Genomic DNA, 23,791 nt, shown 5'->3' with positions numbered 1-23,791 from the left:
TGCTCGGCAGGCCGCAGCCGGGTTGTAGGAATTGCGCCTGCATCCGCCGTCGCATGAAGATTTCTGTCAAGCTGTGGAACAAAGCACTGCCCACACGCCGTTTCCGCCCCTTGCCGCCTCCCCAGATGCCAGCCGCTGCCCCTGCGGATGCCCTCACTTTGCAGTTTCCCCCATCCATGCCCTGGCGGGCCGTGGGCACCCTGCAAGGTCTGTGCTTGCACAGTCAGGCCGCTCCAGGCTCCCAGTTGGTATCGGAGGCCATGGCCATGGCCGATCAGGGATTGCTTGGCGACCGGTATGCCAATCGGCTTTCGCCACGCCAGGTTTTGCTGGCGGGGATAGATGCGTATCGCGACCTCCAACTGCCACCTTCCACGCTGCGCGAAAACCTGCTCATTGATGGCCCCACGGCAAGCCTGCCCTCCGGGTCGCTGTTGAGAATCGGCCCGGAGGTGGTGCTCTGGATCACCTTCCAATGCGAGCCCTGCGCCCGCCTGGAGCAATGCCAGCCGGGCGTCGTCAAAGCGTTGAAGGGACGTCGCGGCACACTGGCGCGGGTGCTGCAAGGCGGCATGCTGCGGGTGGGCGATGCCATCTGCCAAGGACCTGCGCCGATTCCCCCTCTGAGCGACGATTGGAAGGGACGCATCGTCGACATCGTGCGGCGGATACCGGCTGGCAAGCGCGTCGGGTATGGGCAGTTGGCCTAACTCGCTGGCGTCGCCAAGGGGTACTGCCGGGCATTCCCACGGGTGTTGAGCCAGTGGTGTCCTGACATGGCAGAGCGTGCGCAAGCAGGCGTGGTGACGCATGCACAAGAGCGCTGGGAGGGCACCGAACTCTTTGATGTGCATGCCCTCCTGGCTGCGCAGGCTGCGCGCCACGGAATGGGCGTCCAGACCGTCGCATGGGCCGCACAAGGGTTCCCGGAAAAAACGCGTTGAATCCCGAAGGAAATTTCGCGGCGGCCGATGGCACGGCGATCAACCGCCCATTGCGACGACCAGTGAACGGGGCCGCATGTCCCTCCAGTGCGTTTCGATGTACGAACGGCACGCTGCTCTGTCGGATGCAGGCAAGGCCACCTCCCAGCCAGCGGGCACATCGAGAAACGCGGGCCACAGTGAGTGCTGGCCTTCGGGATTGGTCAGCACCAGGAAACGGCCGTTCTCGTCGTCGAATGGATTGCTCATGTCAGGTCTCCTTGGAAAATCATGCAAATTCCGCGATGGCGGGGGCTCTTTCATGCAACGTCACCAGGGCCGATGCGATCTCGGTCAGCGCGTGGTGGCGTGCGAAATCCAGTCGCAGCGCTTGGGCGCGCTGCCGGTAGGAAGGGTCGTCCAGCAGTTTGCGCACCGCATCGCCGATTTGACGCGCGCTGGGCTGCCCGGTGGCCAGGTTGATGCCGGCGCCCGACCAGGCGACTCGCGCGGCGATTTCCGGCTTCTCCTCGGTCGCGCCCGCCACGGCCAGCGGCACGCCCAGACTGAGCGCATGGTTGACCGAGCCATATCCACCATTGGTGACCATGGCGTGCACCTTGGGCAACAGCCGGTCATATGGCAAAAATGGCACCACACGGGCGTTGGCGGGCAGCATCGCGGCGCTGAGGCCTGGGGGCACTGGTCCGCCCGTGGTCGCAATCACCTGGATGTCATCGAACCTGGCCAGCGCCTGCACGGTGGGCCCGATCAACTGCGCAGGGTTCTGATTGGCCAGCGTGCCCTGCGTGACCAACACGACGGACCGGCCGTCATCCAGTTCGGGCCACCAGCCAGGTGGGTTGAAGTCGGCACGTGACGGTGCCAGCAGCGGCCCCACGAACCGGACGGAGCCAGGCAGGTCGCTGCGTGGATACTCGAAAGATGCCGACGTCAGTTGGAGGTACCGATCCGGCAGCGTCACCATCGCATCGATGAAAAAATGGGGCAGTGCCGGCGCTCCCAAGCGCGCCAGTTCACCATTGAAATGGCGTTGCACATCGCCGAACATCACCTGCTGAAGATTGCGGTTCATGGCTTGGTTGCGAGTGCGACCTTCGGCCGTGGACGAAGGCGGCAGCGCCGTGCCAAAAAAGGCAGTGTCCCGGCTGGACAGCGCCAGCGCCGAAATGCCGATGGCGACGATGGCGGGCCGCTCCTCCCGCGGTCCCAGCAGCATCGGGAACGTGCCGCAAAACATCGTGTCCACCAAAATGGCATCGGCATCGAAATGCGCCAGGATGCGCCGCAACCCCGCCAGTTGCGGCGCCATCGCGTCGGCAAAGAAGTGCTTCAGTCCAAAGCACAGCTGCGCATGGGCGGAAGGCTGTTGCAGACGTTGCGGAAACCGCCGGTCCAGCTCCTGGTGCTCGAAGTCAATCGACGGATCGAACGCGGTGAAGGACGCGCCCGTGGCCAGGGCCTGTTCCTTGAAGTGGCTGGCAGTGTGCACCCGCACCTGGTGTCCCTGACGCACCAGATGCTGGGCGATGGCCAGCATGGGCAACACATGTCCCGGCAGGGCGGTTGCTGCAATGAGATAACGTACCATGGTTTCCTCCTTCGTTCAAGAAATGCTGGTTTCCAAGGCACGGTGTGCCTTGCATCGATACCCAGATCGACGAAATAGCGGTGCAGCAGATCACGATCCACCGGCCGGATTGCCGCACCGATGGATTCAAGTTGCGCGTGGGTTGCCGCGCCGCACACCTTCGGTGGCGTGGCCGATGCGTCATAGCGGTCCAGGATGGCCAGCACGGCAGCCAAATCGCGGTCCTGCCCCTCGGCCAGCCGCACGTGGGCACGCCGCAGCCAGGACTCCAGCGCCACCGGTTCCAGATGCAGCCCGAGACGCTCGAACACCGGAGGAATGTCCCGCACCCGCAGCGGCGCCGGACTCACCAGGTGGTACACCTGCCCCCACGAAGATGCCCGGGCAGCCAGGCCCAGGATGGCCCGCGCCACATCGTCCACCGGGGTCATGTTCAGAGGCAAGTCCATGTCGGGGATGGACTGCAGGTCCGCATACAGGTGTGCCACCCGCCAGATCAGGTCAGCGGCATTGCAAATCGCGTGATCGTGGTCACCGGTCACGGCACCGAGCCGATAGATGGCCACCGGCATTCCCCGCGCCTGCGCTTCCCGGGCCAACGCGTCGGCGACCCACTTGCTCTGGCTGTAGCCGTCCACCAGGCCGTTCCAGGAAGGCAGCGCCGAACGCTCCGTGACCGCGCCACCGTCCTCGTTCTGGCCAATCACGGCCAGCGTCGAGACGTAATGCAGGGTCTTGGGCCGCCCTTGCGATGTCCATTCGAGCAATGTGACCACGCTGTCCACATTGGGGCCCTTCAGGCTGGCGTACGGATGCAGAAAATCCACCTGCGCGGCGCAGTGGTAGATGGAATCGCAGCCGTCGCGCACCCGTTGCACGGCGGCTTCATCCAGCCCCAACTGCGGTGCACCCAGATCGCCCGTGACCACCTGGATTCGCGCATCGTCCCATATCGCGCCAAGCTGCCGCTCTGCCATGGCGCGTTGCAGGCGCTGCCGCCCCTGCGCCTCGTCGGCAGCCCGCACGTGGCAGACCACGCAAGCCGAGGTGTCGCGCAACAGCGCAGCCAGCAGATGGCTTCCGACGAATCCGCTGGCCCCGGTGAGAAAGACACGCGCCGGCGTCAGACTGGGCGCCTCGGGCTGTCCCTGGATGTGCTCTGGCAAATGGATCTCGCGCGCCAGATCCAGGGAGACTCCATCGTCGCCAGCCTGGTCCATCCACTGGGCCAATTGTGCGATCGACGGGCGGTTGTAAACCTCCGCATGAGGAAAGTCAGGGTGGATCTGGTCCCGGATCCGCATGCCCAACTGGATTGCCATCAGCGAATGGCCACCGATTTCGAAAAAGTTGTCGTGAATGCCCACTCGTGGCAAATGCAGGATGTCAGCCCACAACGCGGCCAAAGCGATTTCCGTGTCGGTGCGCGGCGCGGCGTAAGGCTGGTCGCCCGGCGCCTGCGGCTCGGGCAGCGCCTTACGGTCCAGCTTTCCACTCGGGCTCAGCGGCAATGCCGGTAATTGAACGAACGCCGATGGCACCATGTACTCGGGCAGCGACAGCGCCAGATGGCTGCGCAGTTCCCCTGACGCAGGCTCGCCCTCACCGGTGGACACCACGTACGCCACCAGCCGCTTTTCCCCTGCCACGTCCTCGCGGGCTATCACCGCCGCCTGCGCCACCAGAGGGTGCTGCAGCAAGACCGATTCAATCTCTCCCGGCTCAATGCGCAAGCCCCGGATCTTCACCTGCTGGTCGGCCCGGCCCAGGAAGTCCAGGCTGCCGTCGGTGCGCCAGCGCGCCAGATCGCCTGTGCGGTACATGCGGCTGCCCGGACCGCCATGCGGATTGGCCACAAAGCGCTCTGCGCTCAGCACCGGGCGGCCCAGGTAGCCCCGCGCCAGGCCCATGCCCGCGATGTACAACTCGCCGACCACGCCCGCAGGCGCCGGCTGAAGGTCTCCGTCCAGCACGTACATATGCGTGTTGCAGATCGGTTGCCCGATCGATGGCACGGTCCCGGCCTGCATGGGCTCGCTCAGGCTCGCGCAGATCGTGATCTCCGTCGGGCCGTAGGCGTTGATCATGCGGCGCCCTGTCGCCCACTGCGCTGCGAGCGCGGGCGGGCACACATCGCCACCGACCACCAGCGTGCGCAGCGCTGGAAATTCGCCGGGCGGCACCGAAGCCAGCGCGGCAGGCGGAATCAGGGCATGGCTGATCGACTGGCGAACCAGCCCCTGCGCCAGATCCTGTCCCAGCCATGGCGCAGGCCCGGGCAACACCAGCGCCGCGCCAACGTGAAAGGCCATCAACAGGTCCATCACCGACGCATCGAAACCACTGGAAGAAAACTGCAGTACGCGGGCGTCCTGCCCAATGTCCATCTGCTCGGCCATGGAAGCGGCCAGGGAGTGAAGGCCTGCGTGCGGCACCACGACCCCCTTCGGGGTTCCGGTGGAGCCCGACGTATAGATGAGGTATGCCGCCTCCTGCGCGTGAGGGCCATCATGGTGTCGCGCAGCGCCCCAACCGCCTGGGCGGCTGTCCGACTGGATCGCCAGGGCCGCAACCGTCAGGTCGCTGTCAAGCGCCATGCAATTCGGCACATCGCTCAGCGTCGGCAGCAACGCTTCGTGCGTAAGGACGGCGGTGGGAGCGGCCTCTTGAAACACCAGCGCACTGCGTCCTGCCAGATGGTTCGGATCGAGGGGCAGGTAAGCTGCCCCCGCCTTGACGATGGCCAGGTGCGCCACGACCAGATCGAGCGAGCGCGGCAGCACCGTCGCGACGATGGACCCAGCAGCCACGTCCCGTGCCTGCAGCAGGTGGGCCAGGCGGTTGGCCCGTGTGTCGAGCTCGCCATAGCGGATCGTGGTGCCATCCAGAATCACCGCAGGTGCCTGGGGTCGCCGGCTGGCGTGGCCCTCAACCATCGAGGCAATGGTTTTGGTAACCAAGGGGCGCTCGAAGCCGCTCCACTCCTGCAACAAACGGCGGCGCTCCTGGGGATGCAGGATGTCGATGCGGCCCATCGCCTCGTCCGGGGTGTCGCACGCCTGTTCCAGCCAGCTTACCAGCCGGACCGCCAGGGACTCCACGGTGGACCTGTCGAACAGATCGGTGCTGTATTGAATGCCACCCGAGATCCCACCGGGCAGACCATCGTGATGGCGTTGCTCCGTCAGGATGAAGGACAGATCGAATTTGGCAGTGTCAACGGCCACAGGCTGCGGCGTGATCGACAGCCCCGGAAGGCTGAATGACAACCGGCTGCTGTTCTGGAATCCCAGCATGACCTGAAACAGCGGCAGATTGGACCGCGAGCGCCCCGGCCGCAGCAACTCCACCAGGCGGTCGTAAGGAAAATCCTGGTTCGCATAGGCCGACAGATTGGTGGTACGCACACGCGCAATCAGTTCGCGCAACCCTGGCTGGCCCGACGTATCGGTACGCAAAACGAGCGTGTTAACGAAACAGCCGATCAGCCCATCCAGGGCGTGGTCACTGCGCCCCGCGACCGGGCTGCCGATCACGATGTCGTCGCCAGCCCCCAAGCGGCTCAGCAACGCGGCCAAGGCAGCCTGGAGCACCATGAAAACGCTGGCTTGCCCGTCTCGGGCCAGTTGCAGCATGCGTTCATGGACCGCAGCCGGTATGTGCAGCGGGACCACGTCGCCACGGTGGCTGGGCACCAGGGGGCGGGGACGGTCGACAGGCAATGCCATTTGCTCAGGCAGGTCGCGCAGCGCGTCATGCCAGAACCTGCGCTGCCGGCCGGCCAGGCTATCGGGATCGTCTTCGCTGCCCAGCAGCGCCTGCTGCCACAGCGCGTAGTCAGCGTACTGGAGCGGCAGCGGCTCCCAATCTGGAGTCTGGCGGCTGCAACGCGCGGCGTAGGCCACGCTCAGGTCCCGCGCCAATGGCAGCAGCGAAGCACCATCGCCTGCGATGTGGTGGGTGAGCAGCAACAGCACATGCTCGTCCTCGGCCAGCCGGAACAGCGAGACCCGCAAAGGCATCGAATGGCACAGGTCGAAGGCGTGGCGGGCCGCCGCGTGCAACTGCGCAGTCAAATCGTCTTCGCAGGCCTCCGCCTCAATCACGGGTGGGTGGGCTTCGGCACCGTCAAGGATCTGTTGGTATGGCAGCCCCGCCTCATGCGGGTAGATCGTGCGCAAACTCTCATGGCGCTGCACCAGATCGCCCAAGGCGACGTGCAGCGCCACGCGGTCTAGCATGCCGGACAAGCGTAACGCCAGGGGCATGTTGTAGGCCGGATTGGCACCATCCAGCTGGTTCATGAGCCACAGGCGACGTTGTGCGGACGACAGCGGAATCCGCGCCGGGCGGGGCATCGGTGCCAGGCGCGGCCGCGCCACCGCCTCCTGGTCCAGCCGCTCCGCCAGCCCCGCAATGGTGGAGACCTGGAACAAGGTGTCCAGGGGCAGATCGATCAGGAACTGCTGCCGGATCATCGAGATCAACTGCACGATCATCAGAGAATGCCCGCCCAACTCGAAGAAGTTGTCGTGAATGCCGACACGGGGCAGATGCAGTGTCTCGGCCCACAGGTCCGCGAGTGCCTTCTCCGTCGGTGTGCGCGGTGCCGCATAGGCAACGGCGCTTTGTACCTCTGGCGCAGGCAGCGCCTTACGGTCCAGCTTTCCACTCGGGCTCAGCGGCAATGCCGGTAATTGAACGAACGCCGATGGCACCATGTACTCGGGCAGCGACAGCGCCAGATGGCTGCGCAGTTCCCCTGACGCAGGCTCGCCCTCACCGGTGGACACCACGTACGCCACCAGCCGCTTTTCCCCTGCCACGTCCTCGCGGGCTATCACCGCCGCCTGCGCCACCAGAGGGTGCTGCAGCAAGGCCGATTCGATCTCTCCCGGCTCAATGCGCAAGCCCCGGATCTTCACCTGCTGGTCGGCCCGGCCCAGGAAGTCCAGGCTGCCGTCGGTGCGCCAGCGCGCCAGATCGCCTGTGCGGTACATGCGGCTGCCCGGACCGCCATGCGGATTGGCCACAAAGCGCTCTGCGCTCAGCACTGGGCGCCCCAGGTAGCCCCGCGCCAGGCCCATGCCCGCGATGTACAACTCGCCCGTCACCCCCACGGGCACCGGCTGGAGCCCACTATCCAGCACCACCATTTGCGTGTTCCAGATGGGGTGGCCGATGGGTACGCCCTCCGAACCCGGCTCCATCAGCGGCGTGCTTGGGCAGGCCCATGCAGTCACATCGACGGCCGCCTCCGTGGGACCGTACAAGTTGTGCAGTTCACATCCCAACTGCTGGTGAAACTTGCCTGCCAGCGCAGACGACAGGGCCTCGCCGCTGCAGACCACGCGCCGCAGGCTGGCACAGGCGGATGCTGCCGGCTCCAGCAGGAAGACCTCCAGCATCGAGGGCACGAAATGCAGGGTGGTGATGCCTTCGCGAACGATGATCTCGGCCAGGTAGGCTGCATCCTTATGCCCTCCCGGCTTGGCAAGCACCAGCGTGGCGCCGTCGATCAGGGGCCAGAAGAACTCCCACACCGACACATCGAAGCTGGAAGGGGTCTTCTGCAGCACTCGGTCATCGGCTTGCAGGCCATATTGGTTCTGCATCCACCGGAGCCGGTTGACGATGGCACGGTGCGACACAGCGACCCCCTTCGGATTTCCGGTCGATCCAGACGTGTAGATCACATAGGCCGGCTGCGCCGTGTCAAGCGTTCCCAGCGGCTCCGGGCGGGTCTCGGGATGTCTGCCCAATTCGTCGATGGTTTCCGGGTCATCGAGCAGCACAAACGACACTGTTGCGGCCAGGGTTTGCACTAAAGACTTGGTCGTGACAAGGCATACCGGCCGGGCATCGCCCAGCATGTAGGCAATGCGATCCGCCGGAAAGTCCGGATCGACCGGCAAATAGGCGGCCCCGGTTTTCAGAATGGCCAGCAAGGCCACCATGAGATCCAGCGACCGCGGCACGGCGATTGCCACAACACGCTCCGGCCCTGCGCCACGCGCACGCAGCAGGTGCGCCAACCGATTCGCCCTTTGATTCAGTTCACCACGGCTCAGCACTTGGTCCTCGAACCGCAAGGCAGTGGCTTGGGAGTCAGCCAGCAAACCAGCCTCAATGCAGGTCGACAGGTGAATGTCGGGCACCGTCTGCTCTGTGTCGTTCCAACCCGCCAGCACCTGTTGGCGCTCCTGCGCGCCCAGCAACTCGATGCGTCCGATGGCCTGATCCGGCCGCTCGATCACGGCCGCCATGAGCGTCAGCAGCCGCCGCTGATGCTCGGCCAGGGTCTGTGCGGTGTACAGCGCTGGATTCGCATCGAAATCGATCTGCAGATCCTGGCCGTTGCCGCGCTCGTACAGAAAGATGCCCAGATCCTCTGCCGTTCCGTTGGAAAGATTACGTGGTTTGGCCACGTGCCCCGCAAAACGGAAGTCGTAGTCGAAAGGCTCCACATTGACGACCGTGGTGAAGAGTTGCCGGTGGTTCAGCAGAAGATTCAAATCACCCCGCAGGGTCTCGTAGCGATAGCACTGGTGCCGCAGGATCTGGCGCATTTGGCGGCCCACTTCGCGAACGAGCTCAGGGAAGGAAAGGTCAGGGCGCATGGACAGGCGCAGCGGCAATGCATTCGCCACCATGGCGGGAACCCGTCGCATGCGCTCGTTGTGCCGCGCGGTGACCGGGATGCCGATCACCATGTCTTCAACCCCCGTGGTGCGATAGAGATAGGCAGCCGTCGTGGCGATCAGGATCTGAGGCAGCGTGCTTCCCCAGGCCTGGCCGATGGCATGAAGCGCCTGAACGCTGGCGGCCGGCAGGTGCACGGTCTGGCGCAGCAGGCCGCCGATGTTCACCGACTGACGCGACGCCAGGGTCAAGGGTTCCGGCACGTCAGCAAAGCGCTCCATCCAGTATTGGCGGTCTCTCGGAAACCGACCGGATTCACGGTAGGCGCGCTCCTCTTCGGCCAACTGTGCCACCGGTGCAAGTCGCGAGGTTTCAGAAATGGTGTTCCCCTGGGCCAGCGCCGTGTAGATATCCGCAATGCGCCGCGCCACCAGACCGCCACCGAAACCATCCAGCAGGATATGGTGGCTGCGCTGATAGCAGACATGACGCCCTGGCGCGAGTCGGATCAGCGCGCAGAGCCACAACTGCCCTGATGCCAGTTCTGCCCGATGACTGAAATCAGCCTGCATCCATGCCTGCGCTGCGGCCATCGGGTCGGCCTCGCCGCTGAAATCGAGGAAGGGCAACTCTCCATTGAAGGTCGGTGCGAGCACCTGCTTCGGGCCTTGCCCCGCATCGAGAAAGTTGAGCCGCGTGGCCTCGGCTTCGTCGGTGACTCGGCGCACCGCCTCGGCGAACAATGCGGGATCGATGCATCCCTCGATGTCGATGGCCTCAGCCAAATTGAAGTTGGTGTCTGCCGAAGCGAACTGAGACCCCAGCCACATGGCCATCTGGCCTGCCATGAGCTCGGCGGAGCCACCGGATTGATCGACCGTATTCATGCAATTCTCCCTGTCGTATGGACGAAAGTCAGCATCCGCACCTGCACCGCACGGACGTATGTCGCTCTTGAAATCGTTATTGGCAGGCTCGCAAGAGCCTGAGATCGCGCTGGCCGGCCAGAGCCGGCCGGGTGTGGAACGTGCCGGCATCGCGCGGTCTTGGCGGCCCGCGCCTGCCGGGCTTAGTCGACGTTCGAGATCAAGGGAAGAAAGCCCTTCACCGCCGCTCTGGAAAACCGCCTGAATGCACCGGCCAGCCGGCCTCGCCCCCGCCGCATGGCGGAGCAGTGGCGCGTTGCAGCGGCGTGAGGCAAAAACATCCACACACATCCAATGCGCCAAAGACACCGGAGCGTTTACTCGCGTGGGGGCGCCGGTAGGCGGAGCAAGACCAAGCCCTCCCATGGCCCGCGGGTGGAAACATTCTGCGGCGTCCGACGTCGCTTTTTTGAATGCACGCCCGCAGACGCAACCCCGGCCTCCCAGCACCTGGGACGCCCATGCAATGACGCGCCTTCCAAATCACGCCCATACGCTGCGCCCACCCTCTCCATTGATTCAATGACATGAATCCCTCCCGTCCCTGTCCATTACGGCTGTTTATTTTGAGCCGACACATTTATTTTCAAAAAGTCTATTAGGGGTGGCCGCTCTCAATGCAAGGGTTTACCCTTATTATTCAAACAGTGAATAATCCCCTCAAACGCAATTCCACAAAAAACCGTTACCAATAGAAAAATATAATGATCAATCACTGCCCGTTCCACCATTCCATATCGCACACAGGCCATGAGTACTCCGAGATGAGATTCAGGCCCCCTTCTGCTAACGATGAATGCCTCACGCACCAAAGTATTTTTTACTTACAGCATCGATAAATATTTGAGATTCTTTATTCACATAACCACAAAGAATGTCTTATCGGACACGAGAAAAAAACTTCTTATGAATTCTTATCAGATGCAATTATTGAAGGAGTTGATTAAATCAATTATCGGTATTTGATAAAAATGGGAAAACTGCTTAATCACATCGACAGAAACATCCACGCTCGTGGTGCGGCGACGCTGCAGAGCCATCCAGCCTCCAGTGAATCAATCGCCCGGACGCGCTTGGCATGCCCGCCAACCAAGTGGCTTCCTGCGTTCGGAAATCAGAACGAGCGTTGTCGCCGCAACACCTGACCTGCATGCGCATTGACGGTATGGCCATGCGCGCAAGCCAACTGGCCATTGATGAACACTGCATCAATGCCTGCGCTGGGTGCGGTGGGCTGTTCGAACGTGGCACGGTCCGCGATGCACGTCTCATCGAACACCACGATGTCCGCCGCATGACCCTGGGCGATCACCCCCCGGTCGCGCAGCCCGAAGCGGCGCGCGCTCAACCCAGTCATCTTGTGCACCGCTGTTTCGAGAGAAAACAGGCGCTGGTCGCGCGCGTAATGCCCCAGTACGCGGGGGAAGGTTCCCCATAGACGAGGATGCGGCACCGCATCGTGGGCCAGTCCGTCCGAGCCGACCATCGTCAAAGGGTGTCGGAGGATGCGGCGCACATCATCTTCATGCATGGCAAAGTACACCGCACCCGCGGGAGACAACGGCTCCACCAAGGATTCGGGGGAACAACCCCGTTCGCGCGCCATTGCAAACAGCGATTTCCCAGCCGCCGATGGATCGCCAACAGACCAAGTCACGAGAACCTCCCGGGACTGCCCGACGCGGCTGGCCAGCAGCATGGTGGACGAAGCGTTGTAGGGATAGCAGTCCATACAAACGGGCTGCGACAGCGCGGCGGCGTCGACCATGGCCAAGGTGTTCACCGAGCGCCCATGGTTGCGTTGGCCAATCAACTTGTGATGCGACAGCACAGTGCTCACCCCTAGCGCCTGGCCAATGTGCAAGGCTTCGCGCAATGCATCGTCAATGGCATCTGCCTCGTCGCGGATATGCATCGTGATCAGGCCCTGCGCCGCCGAAAGCGGAGCGCCCACCGCAATCACCTCTTCTGCCGTGGCCGCCTGGGCGGGAGGGTAGTAAAGCCCGGTGGACAGGCCGAAAGCGCCCGCATCCAATCCTTCGGCCAGATCCCTGGCCATGCGCTCAGCTTCGGGCGGGGTGGCCGGTCGACGCAGGTCCGGCACATGGCGCACCCGCAAAGTGGAGTGCCCCACCAGGCATGCCGCATTCAGCGCCGGCCCCGCGGCCTCCAGTGCATCGAGGTAGTCACCGAACCGGTCATACCGCCAGTCGTCCGCGCCAAGCAGGTCCAGTGGTGCTGGCGGTGTCTCATTGCTCAGAAGCGGCGCCAGGCTGATCCCGCAATTTCCGGTGACCACTGTGGTCACGCCTTGCGTGAGCTTGGGATGGGAGCCGGCCGGTGATGTGAGCAACAACCGATCATCATGGGTATGGACGTCGATGAAGCCGGGGCACACGATGCGCCCGACAGCGTCGTGGCGTTGGCGGGCAGGCTGTGCTGAGAGGTCGCCAACGGCGAGAATGCGCCCGCCTGCAATGCCGACGTCGGCCTGCCGACGAGCCGCTCCGCTGCCATCCACGACGGTGCCTCCGAAAATGAGGAGATCGAACATGGCCTGCCTCACCCCACCTGGGCACCAGAGCGCTTGACGACGTCTGCCCACATTGGTGATTCCTTTCGGGCCCGCTCGATCAGGCGCTCAGGAGGACCAGGCGTCAGTTCGAAGCCGAGGGCTGCGTATTTCTCTTGCACGGGGGGCAGGCGAAGAGCGTCATTGAGGGCCTTGTTGAGCTGGGCGGCAATCGCGCTGGGCGTGCCAGGCGGGGCGACGATGCCACCCCAGCCCACGGTCTCGTAACCCTGCACGCCGGCCTCTGCCACGGTGGGCACCTGCGGCAGTTGCGGACTGCGCGCGGCGCCTGTCACGGCCAGCACGCGCACCCGGCCCGACTGGATGTGCGGAAGAATGGAGCTGAGGTTGTCGAACATCAGGTCCACCACGCCGCCCATCAGGTCAGTGATGGCCTGCGGGCTGCCCTTGTAGGGGATGTGCGTCATCGACACCTGGGTCGATGCCTTGAACAACTCGCCGCTCAGGTGCCCCGTGGTACCGCTGCCGCCCGAAGCCACCGTCAACTCCCCGGGCTTGGCGCGCGCAAGCGCGATGAGGTCCTTCACGCTCTGCACGGGCAGGTCTTTGCGCACCACCAGCGCGTTCTGCACGAAGCCGATCAAACCGATGGAAACCAGAGCGTCAGGGTCGTAAGGAAGCTTGGAATACAGGGCCTTGTTGATGGCCAGGGTGCCCACGTTGGCATAGCCCAGCGTATAGCCGTCTGCAGGGGCACGAAACACGTCGGCCATGCCGATATTGCCGCTGGCACCGGGCTTGTTGTCCACCACGAAGGGCTGGCCCAGTGCTTTGGGCAACTCGTTCGTCAGGATGCGGCAGACGGCATCCGGAGAACCGCCTGCGGCCGATGGCACGACCAGGCGAATGGGACGATCGGGATACCCTGGCGCCGCCCGGGTCGAATCCGGCAACAGTGCGACGGAGGGGGTGAGAGAGACCGTCTGCAGCCAGCGGCGGCGCGACAGGGATGCGGGGCGGAGCGGAGCGTTCATCGGTGCATTCCTTCAGTTCGTTGGATTCAACCGCATGAATGCTAGAAATCGATCTGGCTTGGCACAAACCATGTTTGCTGGGGATACCATGTCTTTTTCTCATGCACTATTGCGGTGATCTTTGACCCCTTCCCGGTGCATCTTGCTGCCAGCATGTGCATTGCTCATGGTTTCCCTTCATGTACCGTGCTCCATCCACCATGTCCCTGCTATGCCTGGAGGCCAGCGCGCGCCTCGGCTCGTTCACTGCCGCAGCCCAGGAATTGCACCTCACCCAGGGCGCGGTGAGCCGGCAGATACAGGCCTTGGAATCACGGCTGAACGTGCGTCTGTTCGTTAGGCGGCGTGAATCGCTGATCACCACCGATGCCGGACGCTACTACCTCGAGGAGATTGCGCCATTGCTTCAGCGCCTGGAGCGGGCCACGGTCAATGTGATGGCGTTCAAAGGGCGCGGCGGCGGGTTGGCTTTGTCGGTGGGCGCTTCGATCGGTGCGTATTGGCTCATCCCCCGTCTGCCTGCATTCACCCGGGCGCATGGAGAAATTACGCTGAGCTTGAGCACACGCGTGGGCCCCGCCGACTTCAAGACTGGCACCATTGATGCTTCCTTAGAATTCGGCGATGGCCAGCGCGCCGGCCTGTGCTGCGACTTCGTGGCGGCACTGGACCTCACACCCTATGCCGCCCCCGCCTGGGTGGCGCGCCACGGCGCGCAGATCGGGGCAGCAACGCCCGGTTCGGGGCTGCTGCATCACCACACACTGCCGGATGCCTGGGAGCAGTGGTTTCTGGCAGAGCAAATCGACGCTGACCCCGGCCGCGCCGGCCCCCGCTTTGAGATCATGTCCATGGCGCTGAATGCCGCTGTGGCGGGCCTGGGCGTGGTCTTGCTGCCGGACTACATGGCCGACGACATGGTGCAGGCCACGCGGCTTGTGCGCCTGTCTTCGCGCACATGGCGCAGCCCCAAGGGCTACTACCTCGTTTATCCGGAAGAGTCAGTGCAATCACCGACCCTGCAGACCTTTAGGAGTTGGCTGCTGGATTCAGCGCAGCAGCATTGATGGGAGACCCTCCAAGCCAGTGCGTTCACTCTGCTGCCGTGAACGGGCTCGACAAGCCCAACCTCTCGTTCACCCCCTCCCACAAGGATCAGTGCATTCCGCAGAAGACGACATGGCCTCGCCCGGACTTCCTACAAGGCGTGGCCGACAACGCATGGAAGCTCTGGGCTTGATCAAACGGAGTCTTCTGATGCGAAAAATGATTCTCATGGCTGTCGCTGGCTATCTCTGGAAAAAATACCAGTCTCGCAAGACGACAGGTAGCACAACCACCCCATCACGCGGTTAAGCGGGGCGGTGCATCCTGCCGTTGCTCATGGGTTCCTGCTGGCTTAGGCTTCAGTTGTGATCACTCCCAACACCGCTTTCAGGTAGGCGGCGGTGCGAGACTCTGCACAGCGTGCCACCTCCGCCGGAGTTCCGCTCACCACGATGCAACCGCCCTGGGCGCCTGCCCCCGGACCGATGTCGATCACCCAATCGCTAGAGGCGACGAAATGCATGTCGTGCTCAACCACTACCACCGTGTTGCCTGCCTGCACGAGAGCATCCAACTGGGACAGCAGGCGGTCCACATCGGCTGGATGCAAACCGGTGGTCGGCTCGTCCAGCACATACAGCGTGTGCCCGCGTTGCGTGCGCTGTAATTCGGTGGCGAGCTTGATGCGTTGTGCTTCGCCACCCGACAGTTCCGTGGCGGGCTGGCCAAGGCGCAGGTAGCCGAGACCGATGTCGCGCAGGACTTGCAAAGACCGGAAAACAGTGGGTTCTTCCACGAAGGTATCGCATGCTGCGTCCACGGTAAGTGCCAGCACGTCGGCAATCGACAGTCCGTTCCAGGTAATGGCCAATGTCTGGGGGTTATAGCGTGCTCCGTGACAAGTGGGGCAAGGCGCATAGACACTGGGCAGAAAGAGCAACTCCACGCTGACGAAACCTTCGCCCTCGCAGGTGGGGCACCGACCTTTCGCGACATTGAACGAAAACCGCCCTGCGTCGTACTGCTTCTTTCGTGCAGCAGGTGTGGCCGCAAACAACTTTCGCACGGCATCGAAAAGGCCCGTGTAAGTGGCCAAATTGGAGCGGGGCGTGCGTCCAATGGGTTTCTGATCCACCCGCACCAGCCTGCGCACCTGATCGGTTGCGCCACCCAGTCGGCCCACGGTGAGAATGGCTCCACCCAACTCAAGAGTAGCGCCCGGATCATCATCGCCAGCAGCCGCATCGGGCGGTCCTTCCGGCATGCCACCGTCCTCGGGCGTCGGCATGGGCTGCCCCAAATGGGCGCTGACCAGTTCCAGGAGCGCTTGGCTGACCAGACTCGACTTGCCTGACCCTGAAACACCGGTTACGGCGGTCAGGCAGCCGATGGGGAAAGCTGCATCCACACCATGCAAATTGTGCCGATGCACATCCTCCAATGTCAGCCAGGCTTGCGGTGTTCGCTGAACGCGGCGATCACGTGCAACGTCGTCGAACAGATACCGGCGCGTATGGGAGTGCGGCACGCAGGCCAATCCTGGCGGTGGGCCGCTGTAGAGCACCTGCCCACCATGCTCTCCGGCGTCCGGTCCCACATCCACCAGCCAGTCGGCACGGCGCATGGTGGCGATGTCGTGCTCCACCACGAAGATGGAGTTGCCGGCGGCTTTCAGACGCTCCAGCGCCGTGAGCAACGATGCGCTGTCAGCGGGATGCAGGCCTGCAGAAGGCTCGTCGAGCACGTACACGACGCCGAAGAGTTGCGATGCGAGCTGGGTCGCCAGACGCAACCGCTGCAACTCGCCGGGCGACAGGGTAGGTGTGGCGCGATCGAGCGACAGATAGCCCAGTCCGAGGTCCGTCAATGCGCGAACACGGGAAAGTAGCTCTTGCGAAATGCGCTGAGCGGCCAATTGCTTCTCCGCCGACAGGTTGGGCGTACGGCGGATGTCGGACGCGCCCGCGTGGCCCGAAGCTCCTGTCGCTTCGCGCTTTGCGGCCGCACGCATGCGAGCCGCTTTCGACAAGCTGGCGCCTGCATTTTCCGAGGGCCCACCGGATGGCGAACCCTCTGCCACCGGGCCGAGTACATCGGCCAATGCGGACAGGGACAGGTGCGTGAGGTCGCCGATGTCCAGTCCGCAAAAAGTGACGGACAAGGCCTCCGGCTTGAGCCGTTTTCCATGGCACACGGGACAGGGCGTCCCCACCATGAACTGGGCCACCTTGCGCTTCATCATGGCGCTCTGGCTGGTGGCGAAAGTCTGCATCACGTAGCGGCGAGCGCCGGTGAAGGTGCCCATGTAGCTGGGCTGCTGCTTGGCACGTCTGCCCGGCGTACCTCCTCCATCGTGAAGCCTGCGTACACAGGGACTGTCGGCTGCTCGTCGGTGAAGAGAATCCAGTTCCGCGTCTTGCGCGGCAGATCTCGCCAAGGCACATCGACGTCATGCCCCAGCGTGGTCAGGATATCGCGCAGGTTCTGCCCTTGCCAGGCGCTGGGCCAAGCCGCCACAGCCCGCTCGCGCAGGGTGAGTGAATCGTCGGGCACCATCGAAGCCTCGGTCACCTCGTAGATGCGGCCCAAGCCGTGGCAGTGCGGACAAGCGCCCTGTGGGGTGTTGGGCGAAAAGTCTTCCGCATACAGCATAGGCTGTCTGGCTGGGTAGGTTCCAGCGCGGGAGTACAGCATGCGTACCAGGCTGGAAATAGTGGTCACGCTGCCCACGGAGGATCGTGCGGTGGGCGTGCCCCTTTGCTGCTGGAGGGCCACAGCGGGCGGCAAACCCTCGATGGCATCGACCTGAGGCACGCCCACCTGGTCGATCAAACGACGCGCATAGGGCGCCACCGACTCAAAATACCGGCGCTGCGCTTCCGCATAGATGGTGCCGAACGCCAGCGAAGATTTACCGGAGCCCGAGACGCCGGTGAACACCACGATGGCATTGCGGGGAATCTCGACATCCACATTTTTCAGGTTGTGTTCCCGTGCGCCCCGCACAAGAACGAATCCATCGTGGTTATTCGCCCGCTTCGATTGGTTTGGCATAGGATGGATTGTCGTTTCCATTGATTTGCAGCGATGTGCCGCGCAAAAGGAGAAAGGGTCAGCGCTCGCCACGATCGGCAAAATCCACGCATCGTTCACTTTGGCATCTGAACTGCCCATGTCCGACCATACCCTTGATCCGTCCTCGCTCGCCTTGATTGAAACCTGCTCGGAAGCTGCGCTGACGCTGCTGGAGAGCAACCTCACCCAGCACGGCATTTTGGCGGCAAGCCGCACCGCGGCCGCAGAGGCGCGACGCTACACGCGCATCTTCGGGCGGGACGCGGCGATCTGCGTGATGGCCATGTGCGGCAGCGGTGTTCAGGCGCTCGAACAGGGCGCTGTGGCCAGCCTGGATGCGCTGGCAGTGAAGCAGGCGCCTAACGGGCAGATTCCCAAGTACGTAGATCCGGAAGGCCATGATGCGGACTTCTGGTACCTGGGTTGCATTGACGCCACGCTGTGGTGGCTGATCGCGGTGGACCACGTGCGGCGCCATGGTGAGGTGGGGGCGGACCACTGGGCCAGCGAAGTCGACCGAGCGATTGGATGGCTGCTGGCACAAGAGCATCAGCACTTTCGCCTCTTGCAGCAGAACGAGGCAAGCGACTGGGCGGACATCATGCCGCGCTCGGGGTACGTGCTCTACACCAACGCGCTGTGGTTCGACGTCAAGCGCCGCTTCGCGCTGTGCCATGCGGACGAGACGCAGCACCACTTCAACCATCTCTTCAATCCGTTCCAGCGCGATCTGCACCAGTACCACCGTGCGCGCCTGCTGCAGCACTATGCGCGCCGTGGCCGCCGGGATCGTGGGCTCTACCTGAGCTTCGTGAATCTGGCGGTCGTGGGGGACGAAGGCGATGTGTTCGGCAATTTGCTGGCCATCCAATGCGGCCTGGCCGACGAGGCCATGTCGCACAGCATCACGAACGCGATCGGGGCCGCGCGGGCCAGCGATCCTTATCCGGTGCGGGTGGTGCTGCATCCCCTGTCGGAACAGCACGATCTCTGGCGAGCCTACATGGGACGGCATCGACAGAACCTTGCGCACCAGTACCACAACGGAGGTATCTGGCCCTTCGTCGGTGCTTTCTGGGTCATGGCACTGACGAAGGTGGGCCTGCAAGCAGAAGGCTGGGCCGAACTGGTCAAGCTGGCGCGCACGAACGAACTCGACAATTGGCGCTTCACCGAGTGGTTCCACGGCCGCACGCTGGCGCCGCTCGGCATGGCCGGGCAAAGCTGGAATGCAGCCACCTTCCTGATGGCCCGGCGTGCGCTGCAGGGTCAAGAGACGGCTTGGTGAAAGGGGCTTGCTGAAGTTTGGCCGGGCAGGCATCTTGGTGCCGGCTCTCAGCGTGCCACCCATTTCCCGAAGGTGGTGCAGAGCTTCCAAGATATATTGCGCAGCAGCACTGCATCCAAGGCAGTTGCATCGGCCGTCTCGGCCAGCCTGACAGCGCCAGGGGACGCGCGACCATGAGCGCCGCAGTGAACTCTCCGCCCTCTCCCTCCCAAGCCACCGCCCCATCGAGCGATGCAAAGGCCGACACCGACAGCACGCCGGTCGGCTACAGCGATGCCGTGCTGGGCATTGCATCCTGGCCAAGCACCACCATGGCATGGCGTTTTTTGCCTGCCAGTGCCGAGACAACGGGCGCCACATTGGCGGTGAACATCGCCATGCGTCCCGAAGGCCTGCTGCCCGCACCCACAGCGGCGGGCGATGCGGCGGCAGCCATGGCCAGCGAAGTCGCAACCCGCTTCGAAGCCATCATGTGGCAGTTGGTACAGCCGGACATGCAACTGTCCCTCGCCACCTCGCTGAACCAGCCGGCTGGCGGCACGCCGATCCAAATGCCGGTGGAAATCCCGCCGCTGCGCGCCTATGCCGCAGCGTGCCACGCATTCAGCCAAGCGGCTGCAACGCTGGGCGTGGCCATGGCCGACCCCGTCGCAGCAGCCACGCTGGCCGATGTCTATTCGCATTACGGTGTGGATTGGCAGGCGATGGGCTTGGCCGCTCGAGACCGCACGATTGGCACCCTGGTGCACCTACCACCCGAGGGGCTGTGGATGCCCAGCTATGCCGCTTTCGTGGCCGGTGGCACCGTGGCAGCGCTGGTGGCCGAGGATCTGGACCCTGCTGCCGTGCTGACCGACCCGAACAACATCTCACTGCCGTTGAACCCCGGCATCGAGTTGGCGATTCCGACCACCGACCAGACACAACCCACCGGCGGCCTGCCGCTGTCGGCAGTCGCCGCCACGCTGCACCTGACTCCGGCCAGTCTGGTGGCGGCCAACTGCACCCGCCCCGCTCTGCTGGCGCCAGGTTTTGTCTTCGAAGCCGAAGGCGTGGCCGTGCAAGTTCCGGCCGAAGGCGATCCAGGCGCCGATGCCTGCCTGAACGACATCGCGCACCTCTTTTCAGACAAAGGTGTATCGATTGAAGCGGCCATGGTCGCCCTGGCCAACGCAGACAAGCCAGGCATGTTCCGCCCTGGTATCACGCTGGCAGTGGACCGCAGGCTGATCGAAGCCGGCTGGACGCTGGCGGACAACCCCACCGGCATTGCCATGGGCCCGCTGGCCAGACTCAATGTCGGTACGGTCGATCTGCTCCCTGCAGGTTCGGCGCTTTTGCTCAAAACCACGCTGACCACAGGCCTGGATGCAGAGCCTCTCGGCGCCTTGGCCCACGCCCATGCCATCGGACCGGGCGATCTGCTGCGCCACAACGCGGGACTGGCGGTGCGCGATTTGCCCGTGCCCGGCTTGGCGGCATGGCCTGGCACATCCCTTTCGCTGCGCATTCCTTACCGCGTTCGCGCTGGTCAAACACTGTCCACCATTGCTGGGCTGTTCGTCCCGGCCGCAGCGACAGACACAGAGCAAACAGACGAACAGGCATTGTGCGAGACCAACCGCTCCATGCCCGCCACGCTGGCGCCAGGCCAGGTGATCATCGTCGCAGGCCAGCCACTGACCACCCAATCCGGCGACAGCTTCGACACGCTGATCGCGCGATCCAACCCAGCCGTCACTCTGGATGAATTTGCCACGGCCATCGCCACCGATCCCGAAGCACTGGCCGCTGGCGCGCTGCTACTTTGTCCACCCGCTGTTTTGGCAAGCGCTACCACGCCAGAGGATCTGGCTATCGCTTATGGCCTGAGTGCGACAGCACTGCTCCGCGCCAATGCGGCCACGCCGAAGCTGATCGTGCCAAGCGTCTTGCTCAAGCCATCGCAAGTCGCCGATGAACCCACCATTGAGACCGCGCAAGGCGACAGCATCCATGCCATCATCCGCCGCTTCGCGTTGGCCGGGAATGACGTCAGCATCGAGGACTTGGTCCGCGCGAATCAGCGCACCGCGTTTCTGGCAGCCGGCGCGCAATTGCTTCTGCCGCCGGTCGATACGGTACTGCGCGCTGCCTTCGGCGCTGGCGGCTGGCAACTGCCGGGAGCGATTTTTCCTTTGCGTACCTGGGTTACGCTGAAGCGCGACGCTGACCAAGTACCACCGGCGTTGCGCGGCACCACAGAAGCGCCCGGCGCGGCGGTGCAGGACAGCAGCGTGGTGGTGGCGGTGGGCAACGGCATTGGCGATGGCCAAGAAAGCAACGCTGTCGCGCTGGGCCAGTTGGCTGTTGCCATCGAGAGCACTGTGATGGGCCTGAAACTGGCCACGGAGCATGGCACTACCCCCGTCGATGTATGGGGCATCTCTTTCGTCGACCCTGGCGGCATCGCCGAAGTGAAGGTGTCGCCACAGGCCAGCGTGCCCGGGGTTGAAGGGCTCCAGCCGCTGAGCTTCGCGCTGCGCCCTCTGTCAAACACGTTGGAGCACGCGACTGGCGTCGAAATCCGATCCATTGACGAGACCACCGGCGGCTGGGGTGCCTCCACTGTCAACGATTACCAGGGCATCGACCTGGAGGCCTGGGCGCGCATCTGGTTGGCGGGATTGGACCAGCTTTGCACTGGCCGCTATGCCGTGCCCGCTGCACAAGTGGCGCCCGAAGCGCTCGCTCGGCTGATGACCGCCAAGAAGGTTCTGTCCCGCGCCGTGGCAAACGGGCTTTCCCCCGTCCTGGTGATCCAGGAGGCAAGCCTTGGTGCCTTAGATTCGGAGGCATGGCAAGCGGCTCGCGAAGCACTGCAACAGCGCCTGCAGGACCAGTTGCTGAGTGGCTACGACACCGCTGCCATCCTGCAGTTCAATGCCGCTGTGACATCCCCAGCCACCGCGTCCATGGCACGGCTCTGGGGGACTGGGCACGTGGGCAATCCACAGGCTGCAGGCGCACACGACTCCGTCTCCGACGATCCAGGCGCGTGGAAAATCTGCCAGTTGGGAAATGCCGCGACCGCCCTGGCCAACACCCGCAAAGGCACTGTCTCCTTCCCGCTGGATGTCGACCAGCCCGCCCTCCACCGAGCGGTGGCACTGCAACCAGACTATGCCGTCCATGACATGGAGGTCGCCGGCCAGCTTTCGGACAACGACAGTGGCACGCCAAAGCGACTGAGCTTCTTGCGCGACTTCGAACGGTTCCCACCCGCGGCTTTCAGCGCGCCGCTGGGCACGACGGTCGTACCGGTACCGCTGCGCGCCTGCCCCGACCCTCCGATCGTGGTCTCGCATCAGGCCGAAGGGCCGGTTGACCCAGCCACGCTGGCAGAGGCTCTGCACTGGTCTTATGTGTTCACCCATGCCCACGACAATGCAGCACAAGACCAAGCCCTCATCGAGATTGAATTCAACGGTCAGCCGCCCGTTGCCACCGACCTCGGGAACCGGGGTGACAACGCGCTGTTCCAGGCCCTGGCGCAGTACACGGCCGTGCAGGAACCCCTTTGGGCCATCCTTGAGCAACTGCAAGCGCCCAGTGTTTCGCCGAAGGACCCGGTGCTCGTGACAGCACTCCATACCTTCGCCGACCTGGCCGAACGTGTGGGTGCACTCTGGTCGGATTGGTGGCCCAGCCATGATTCGCAGTACTCGCCCCCTGCCACGCACCGCATGGGCGGACATCGGGCGCCACACCTTTCCAGCAGCTCTGAAAGTGCCGCGCATTCCGCCACCATGCCAAGTTTGACCGATGCGAGTGTGCCGCATGAGTGCTACCAATACCTGGCAACGCTGCACACCACCACAGCCGCTGGCGAGGGGACCAATCCACCGGCCTACTGCAAACTGACGCTGCAGCGGCTGCAAGCCGATGGGCCCGCAGCATGGCCCGAGATCACGATCCTCTGTGCAGACGGCGTGAACGTCCTGCTGATCGGAGTAGAGCCGGTGGGCCAGAGTCGTGACTACAACTTTCCTGCGGGTGAAGGCGTGCCCAATGTGCCGGCTTTCACCCCTGTGTCGTGCCAATGGACGCTTTCCGGTCTGCACGTGGCTCGCTATCAACGGGCCAACGCGACCGTGGCCGTCATACGCAATGCGCAATTGCTGGGCACCGACGGCGCCCTGACCTGCCCGGCCTTTGTCTACCGAACCCCGCAGAGGGGGTTTTCAGAACCTCTGATCCCACTCATCCGCATCGATACCCCGCTGCCCATCGGCATCTGGACCAACGACGTGGCCACCAACCCACTGACGCCACTGTTCAACGCGTTGTTCGACAGCGATGAAACGGGTCGCGAGATCTTGGTCCGTACCACCTATGGCTACCGTGTCGCAAGCTCCACACCGGCCATTGAAACCCTGACTCCGGTGATGTTCCTACCACTCTCTGAATTCAATGCGACCAGCACGGTGCAGAGCATCATCGGCGCGTTCGAAGCCTGGAGAACCAATACGGGCAGCCCAACCTATGGGGGGTTTCTGACCTTCGAGATCAGCTTGTACGCCCATGCTGGTCTGGCGCACCCTCAGCCCTTGGTGGTACTGCAGCAAATTGTTTCAGCGCTTGCATGAAGGACGGACGGCGAGGCAAAGTCATCCACTTCAGACGCACAAGCCAGTTCGTGATCCCAACGAACGGCGCAGGCGACTTGAGC

At 63.7% G+C, this 23,791-nt stretch carries 9 protein-coding genes and 2 pseudogenes; 5 read left to right on the top strand and 6 right to left on the bottom strand.

Annotated features, from left to right (window positions below; all coding sequences use genetic code 11):
* The first annotated feature begins 53 nt into the window (after window positions 1–53).
* Window positions 54–710 carry an MOSC domain-containing protein gene (locus tag AC27KI_RS01290; RefSeq protein ID WP_487112234.1) on the top strand — a complete coding sequence of 219 codons (657 nt, stop codon included), beginning with the start codon at window positions 54–56 and terminating at the stop codon, window positions 708–710.
* A 273-nt stretch (window positions 711–983) separates the two neighbouring features.
* Here the strand turns inward: AC27KI_RS01290 and AC27KI_RS01285 are convergent, their stop codons facing one another.
* The 5 genes and pseudogenes from AC27KI_RS01285 to AC27KI_RS01265 all read right to left on the bottom strand — a co-directional run bounded on the left by AC27KI_RS01285 (window position 984) and on the right by AC27KI_RS01265 (window position 13,670).
* Window positions 984–1,193, bottom strand: coding sequence for an MbtH family protein (locus AC27KI_RS01285; RefSeq protein ID WP_284429821.1), 210 nt, complete (start codon window positions 1,191–1,193; stop codon window positions 984–986).
* Between the two features lie 19 nt (window positions 1,194–1,212).
* On the bottom strand, window positions 1,213–2,442 hold the full coding sequence (locus tag AC27KI_RS01280) for a glycosyltransferase (protein WP_487112231.1): 1,230 nt from the start codon (window positions 2,440–2,442) through the stop codon (window positions 1,213–1,215).
* 311 nt (window positions 2,443–2,753) lie between these two features.
* Window positions 2,754–10,007: pseudogene (locus AC27KI_RS01275) on the bottom strand (non-ribosomal peptide synthetase); the annotation flags it as partial.
* A 1,210-nt stretch (window positions 10,008–11,217) separates the two neighbouring features.
* Entirely contained in the window at window positions 11,218–12,657 is a 1,440-nt protein-coding gene (locus AC27KI_RS01270) for an N-acyl-D-amino-acid deacylase family protein (RefSeq protein ID WP_487112229.1), read from the bottom strand.
* A gap of 8 nt (window positions 12,658–12,665) precedes the next feature.
* The gene (locus AC27KI_RS01265; protein WP_284402992.1) at window positions 12,666–13,670 is read right to left on the bottom strand and encodes a Bug family tripartite tricarboxylate transporter substrate binding protein; all 1,005 of its coding nucleotides are present in this window, start codon (window positions 13,668–13,670) and stop codon (window positions 12,666–12,668) included.
* A 179-nt stretch (window positions 13,671–13,849) separates the two neighbouring features.
* Here AC27KI_RS01265 and AC27KI_RS01260 point away from each other — a divergent pair, with 179 nt between their 5' ends.
* Together AC27KI_RS01260 and AC27KI_RS01255 are read left to right on the top strand one after the other, a co-directional pair.
* Window positions 13,850–14,737 carry a LysR substrate-binding domain-containing protein gene (locus AC27KI_RS01260; protein WP_487112227.1) on the top strand — a complete coding sequence of 296 codons (888 nt, stop codon included), beginning with the start codon at window positions 13,850–13,852 and terminating at the stop codon, window positions 14,735–14,737.
* Window positions 14,737–14,910: a hypothetical protein gene (locus AC27KI_RS01255; RefSeq protein WP_487112225.1), complete on the top strand. Its 174-nt coding sequence runs from the start codon at window positions 14,737–14,739 to the stop codon at window positions 14,908–14,910. Before AC27KI_RS01260 ends, AC27KI_RS01255 begins: the two co-directional genes overlap by 1 nt.
* A gap of 159 nt (window positions 14,911–15,069) precedes the next feature.
* Here AC27KI_RS01255 and AC27KI_RS01250 read toward each other — a convergent pair.
* Window positions 15,070–17,792 (bottom strand): annotated as a pseudogene (locus tag AC27KI_RS01250) (excinuclease ABC subunit UvrA).
* Between the two features lie 97 nt (window positions 17,793–17,889).
* Between AC27KI_RS01250 and AC27KI_RS01245 the strand changes: the two are divergent.
* Together AC27KI_RS01245 and AC27KI_RS01240 are read left to right on the top strand one after the other, a co-directional pair.
* Window positions 17,890–19,080 carry a glycoside hydrolase 100 family protein gene (locus tag AC27KI_RS01245; protein ID WP_284429815.1) on the top strand — a complete coding sequence of 397 codons (1,191 nt, stop codon included), beginning with the start codon at window positions 17,890–17,892 and terminating at the stop codon, window positions 19,078–19,080.
* A gap of 173 nt (window positions 19,081–19,253) precedes the next feature.
* Window positions 19,254–23,708 carry a LysM peptidoglycan-binding domain-containing protein gene (locus tag AC27KI_RS01240; RefSeq protein ID WP_487112223.1) on the top strand — a complete coding sequence of 1,485 codons (4,455 nt, stop codon included), beginning with the start codon at window positions 19,254–19,256 and terminating at the stop codon, window positions 23,706–23,708.
* Window positions 23,709–23,791: the final 83 nt, after the last annotated feature.

The sequence above is a fragment of the Acidovorax sp. KPB24-03 genome (assembly GCF_057546605.1).
Note: the sequence above shows the minus strand (reverse complement) of the source record. Positions and strands in the feature narration are given on the sequence as shown.

Excerpts from the sequence above, each read along its gene's own strand:
- AC27KI_RS01290 (WP_487112234.1), top strand. The coding sequence starts at position 54 with ATGAAGATTTCTGTCAAGCTGTGGAACAAAGCACTGCCCACACGCCGT.
- AC27KI_RS01270 (WP_487112229.1), bottom strand. The coding sequence starts at position 12,657 with ATGTTCGATCTCCTCATTTTCGGAGGCACCGTCGTGGATGGCAGCGGA.
- AC27KI_RS01240 (WP_487112223.1), top strand. The coding sequence starts at position 19,254 with ATGAGCGCCGCAGTGAACTCTCCGCCCTCTCCCTCCCAAGCCACCGCC.
- AC27KI_RS01285 (WP_284429821.1), bottom strand. The coding sequence starts at position 1,193 with ATGAGCAATCCATTCGACGACGAGAACGGCCGTTTCCTGGTGCTGACC.
- AC27KI_RS01260 (WP_487112227.1), top strand. The coding sequence starts at position 13,850 with ATGTACCGTGCTCCATCCACCATGTCCCTGCTATGCCTGGAGGCCAGC.
- AC27KI_RS01255 (WP_487112225.1), top strand. The coding sequence starts at position 14,737 with ATGGGAGACCCTCCAAGCCAGTGCGTTCACTCTGCTGCCGTGAACGGG.
- AC27KI_RS01265 (WP_284402992.1), bottom strand. The coding sequence starts at position 13,670 with ATGAACGCTCCGCTCCGCCCCGCATCCCTGTCGCGCCGCCGCTGGCTG.
- AC27KI_RS01245 (WP_284429815.1), top strand. The coding sequence starts at position 17,890 with ATGTCCGACCATACCCTTGATCCGTCCTCGCTCGCCTTGATTGAAACC.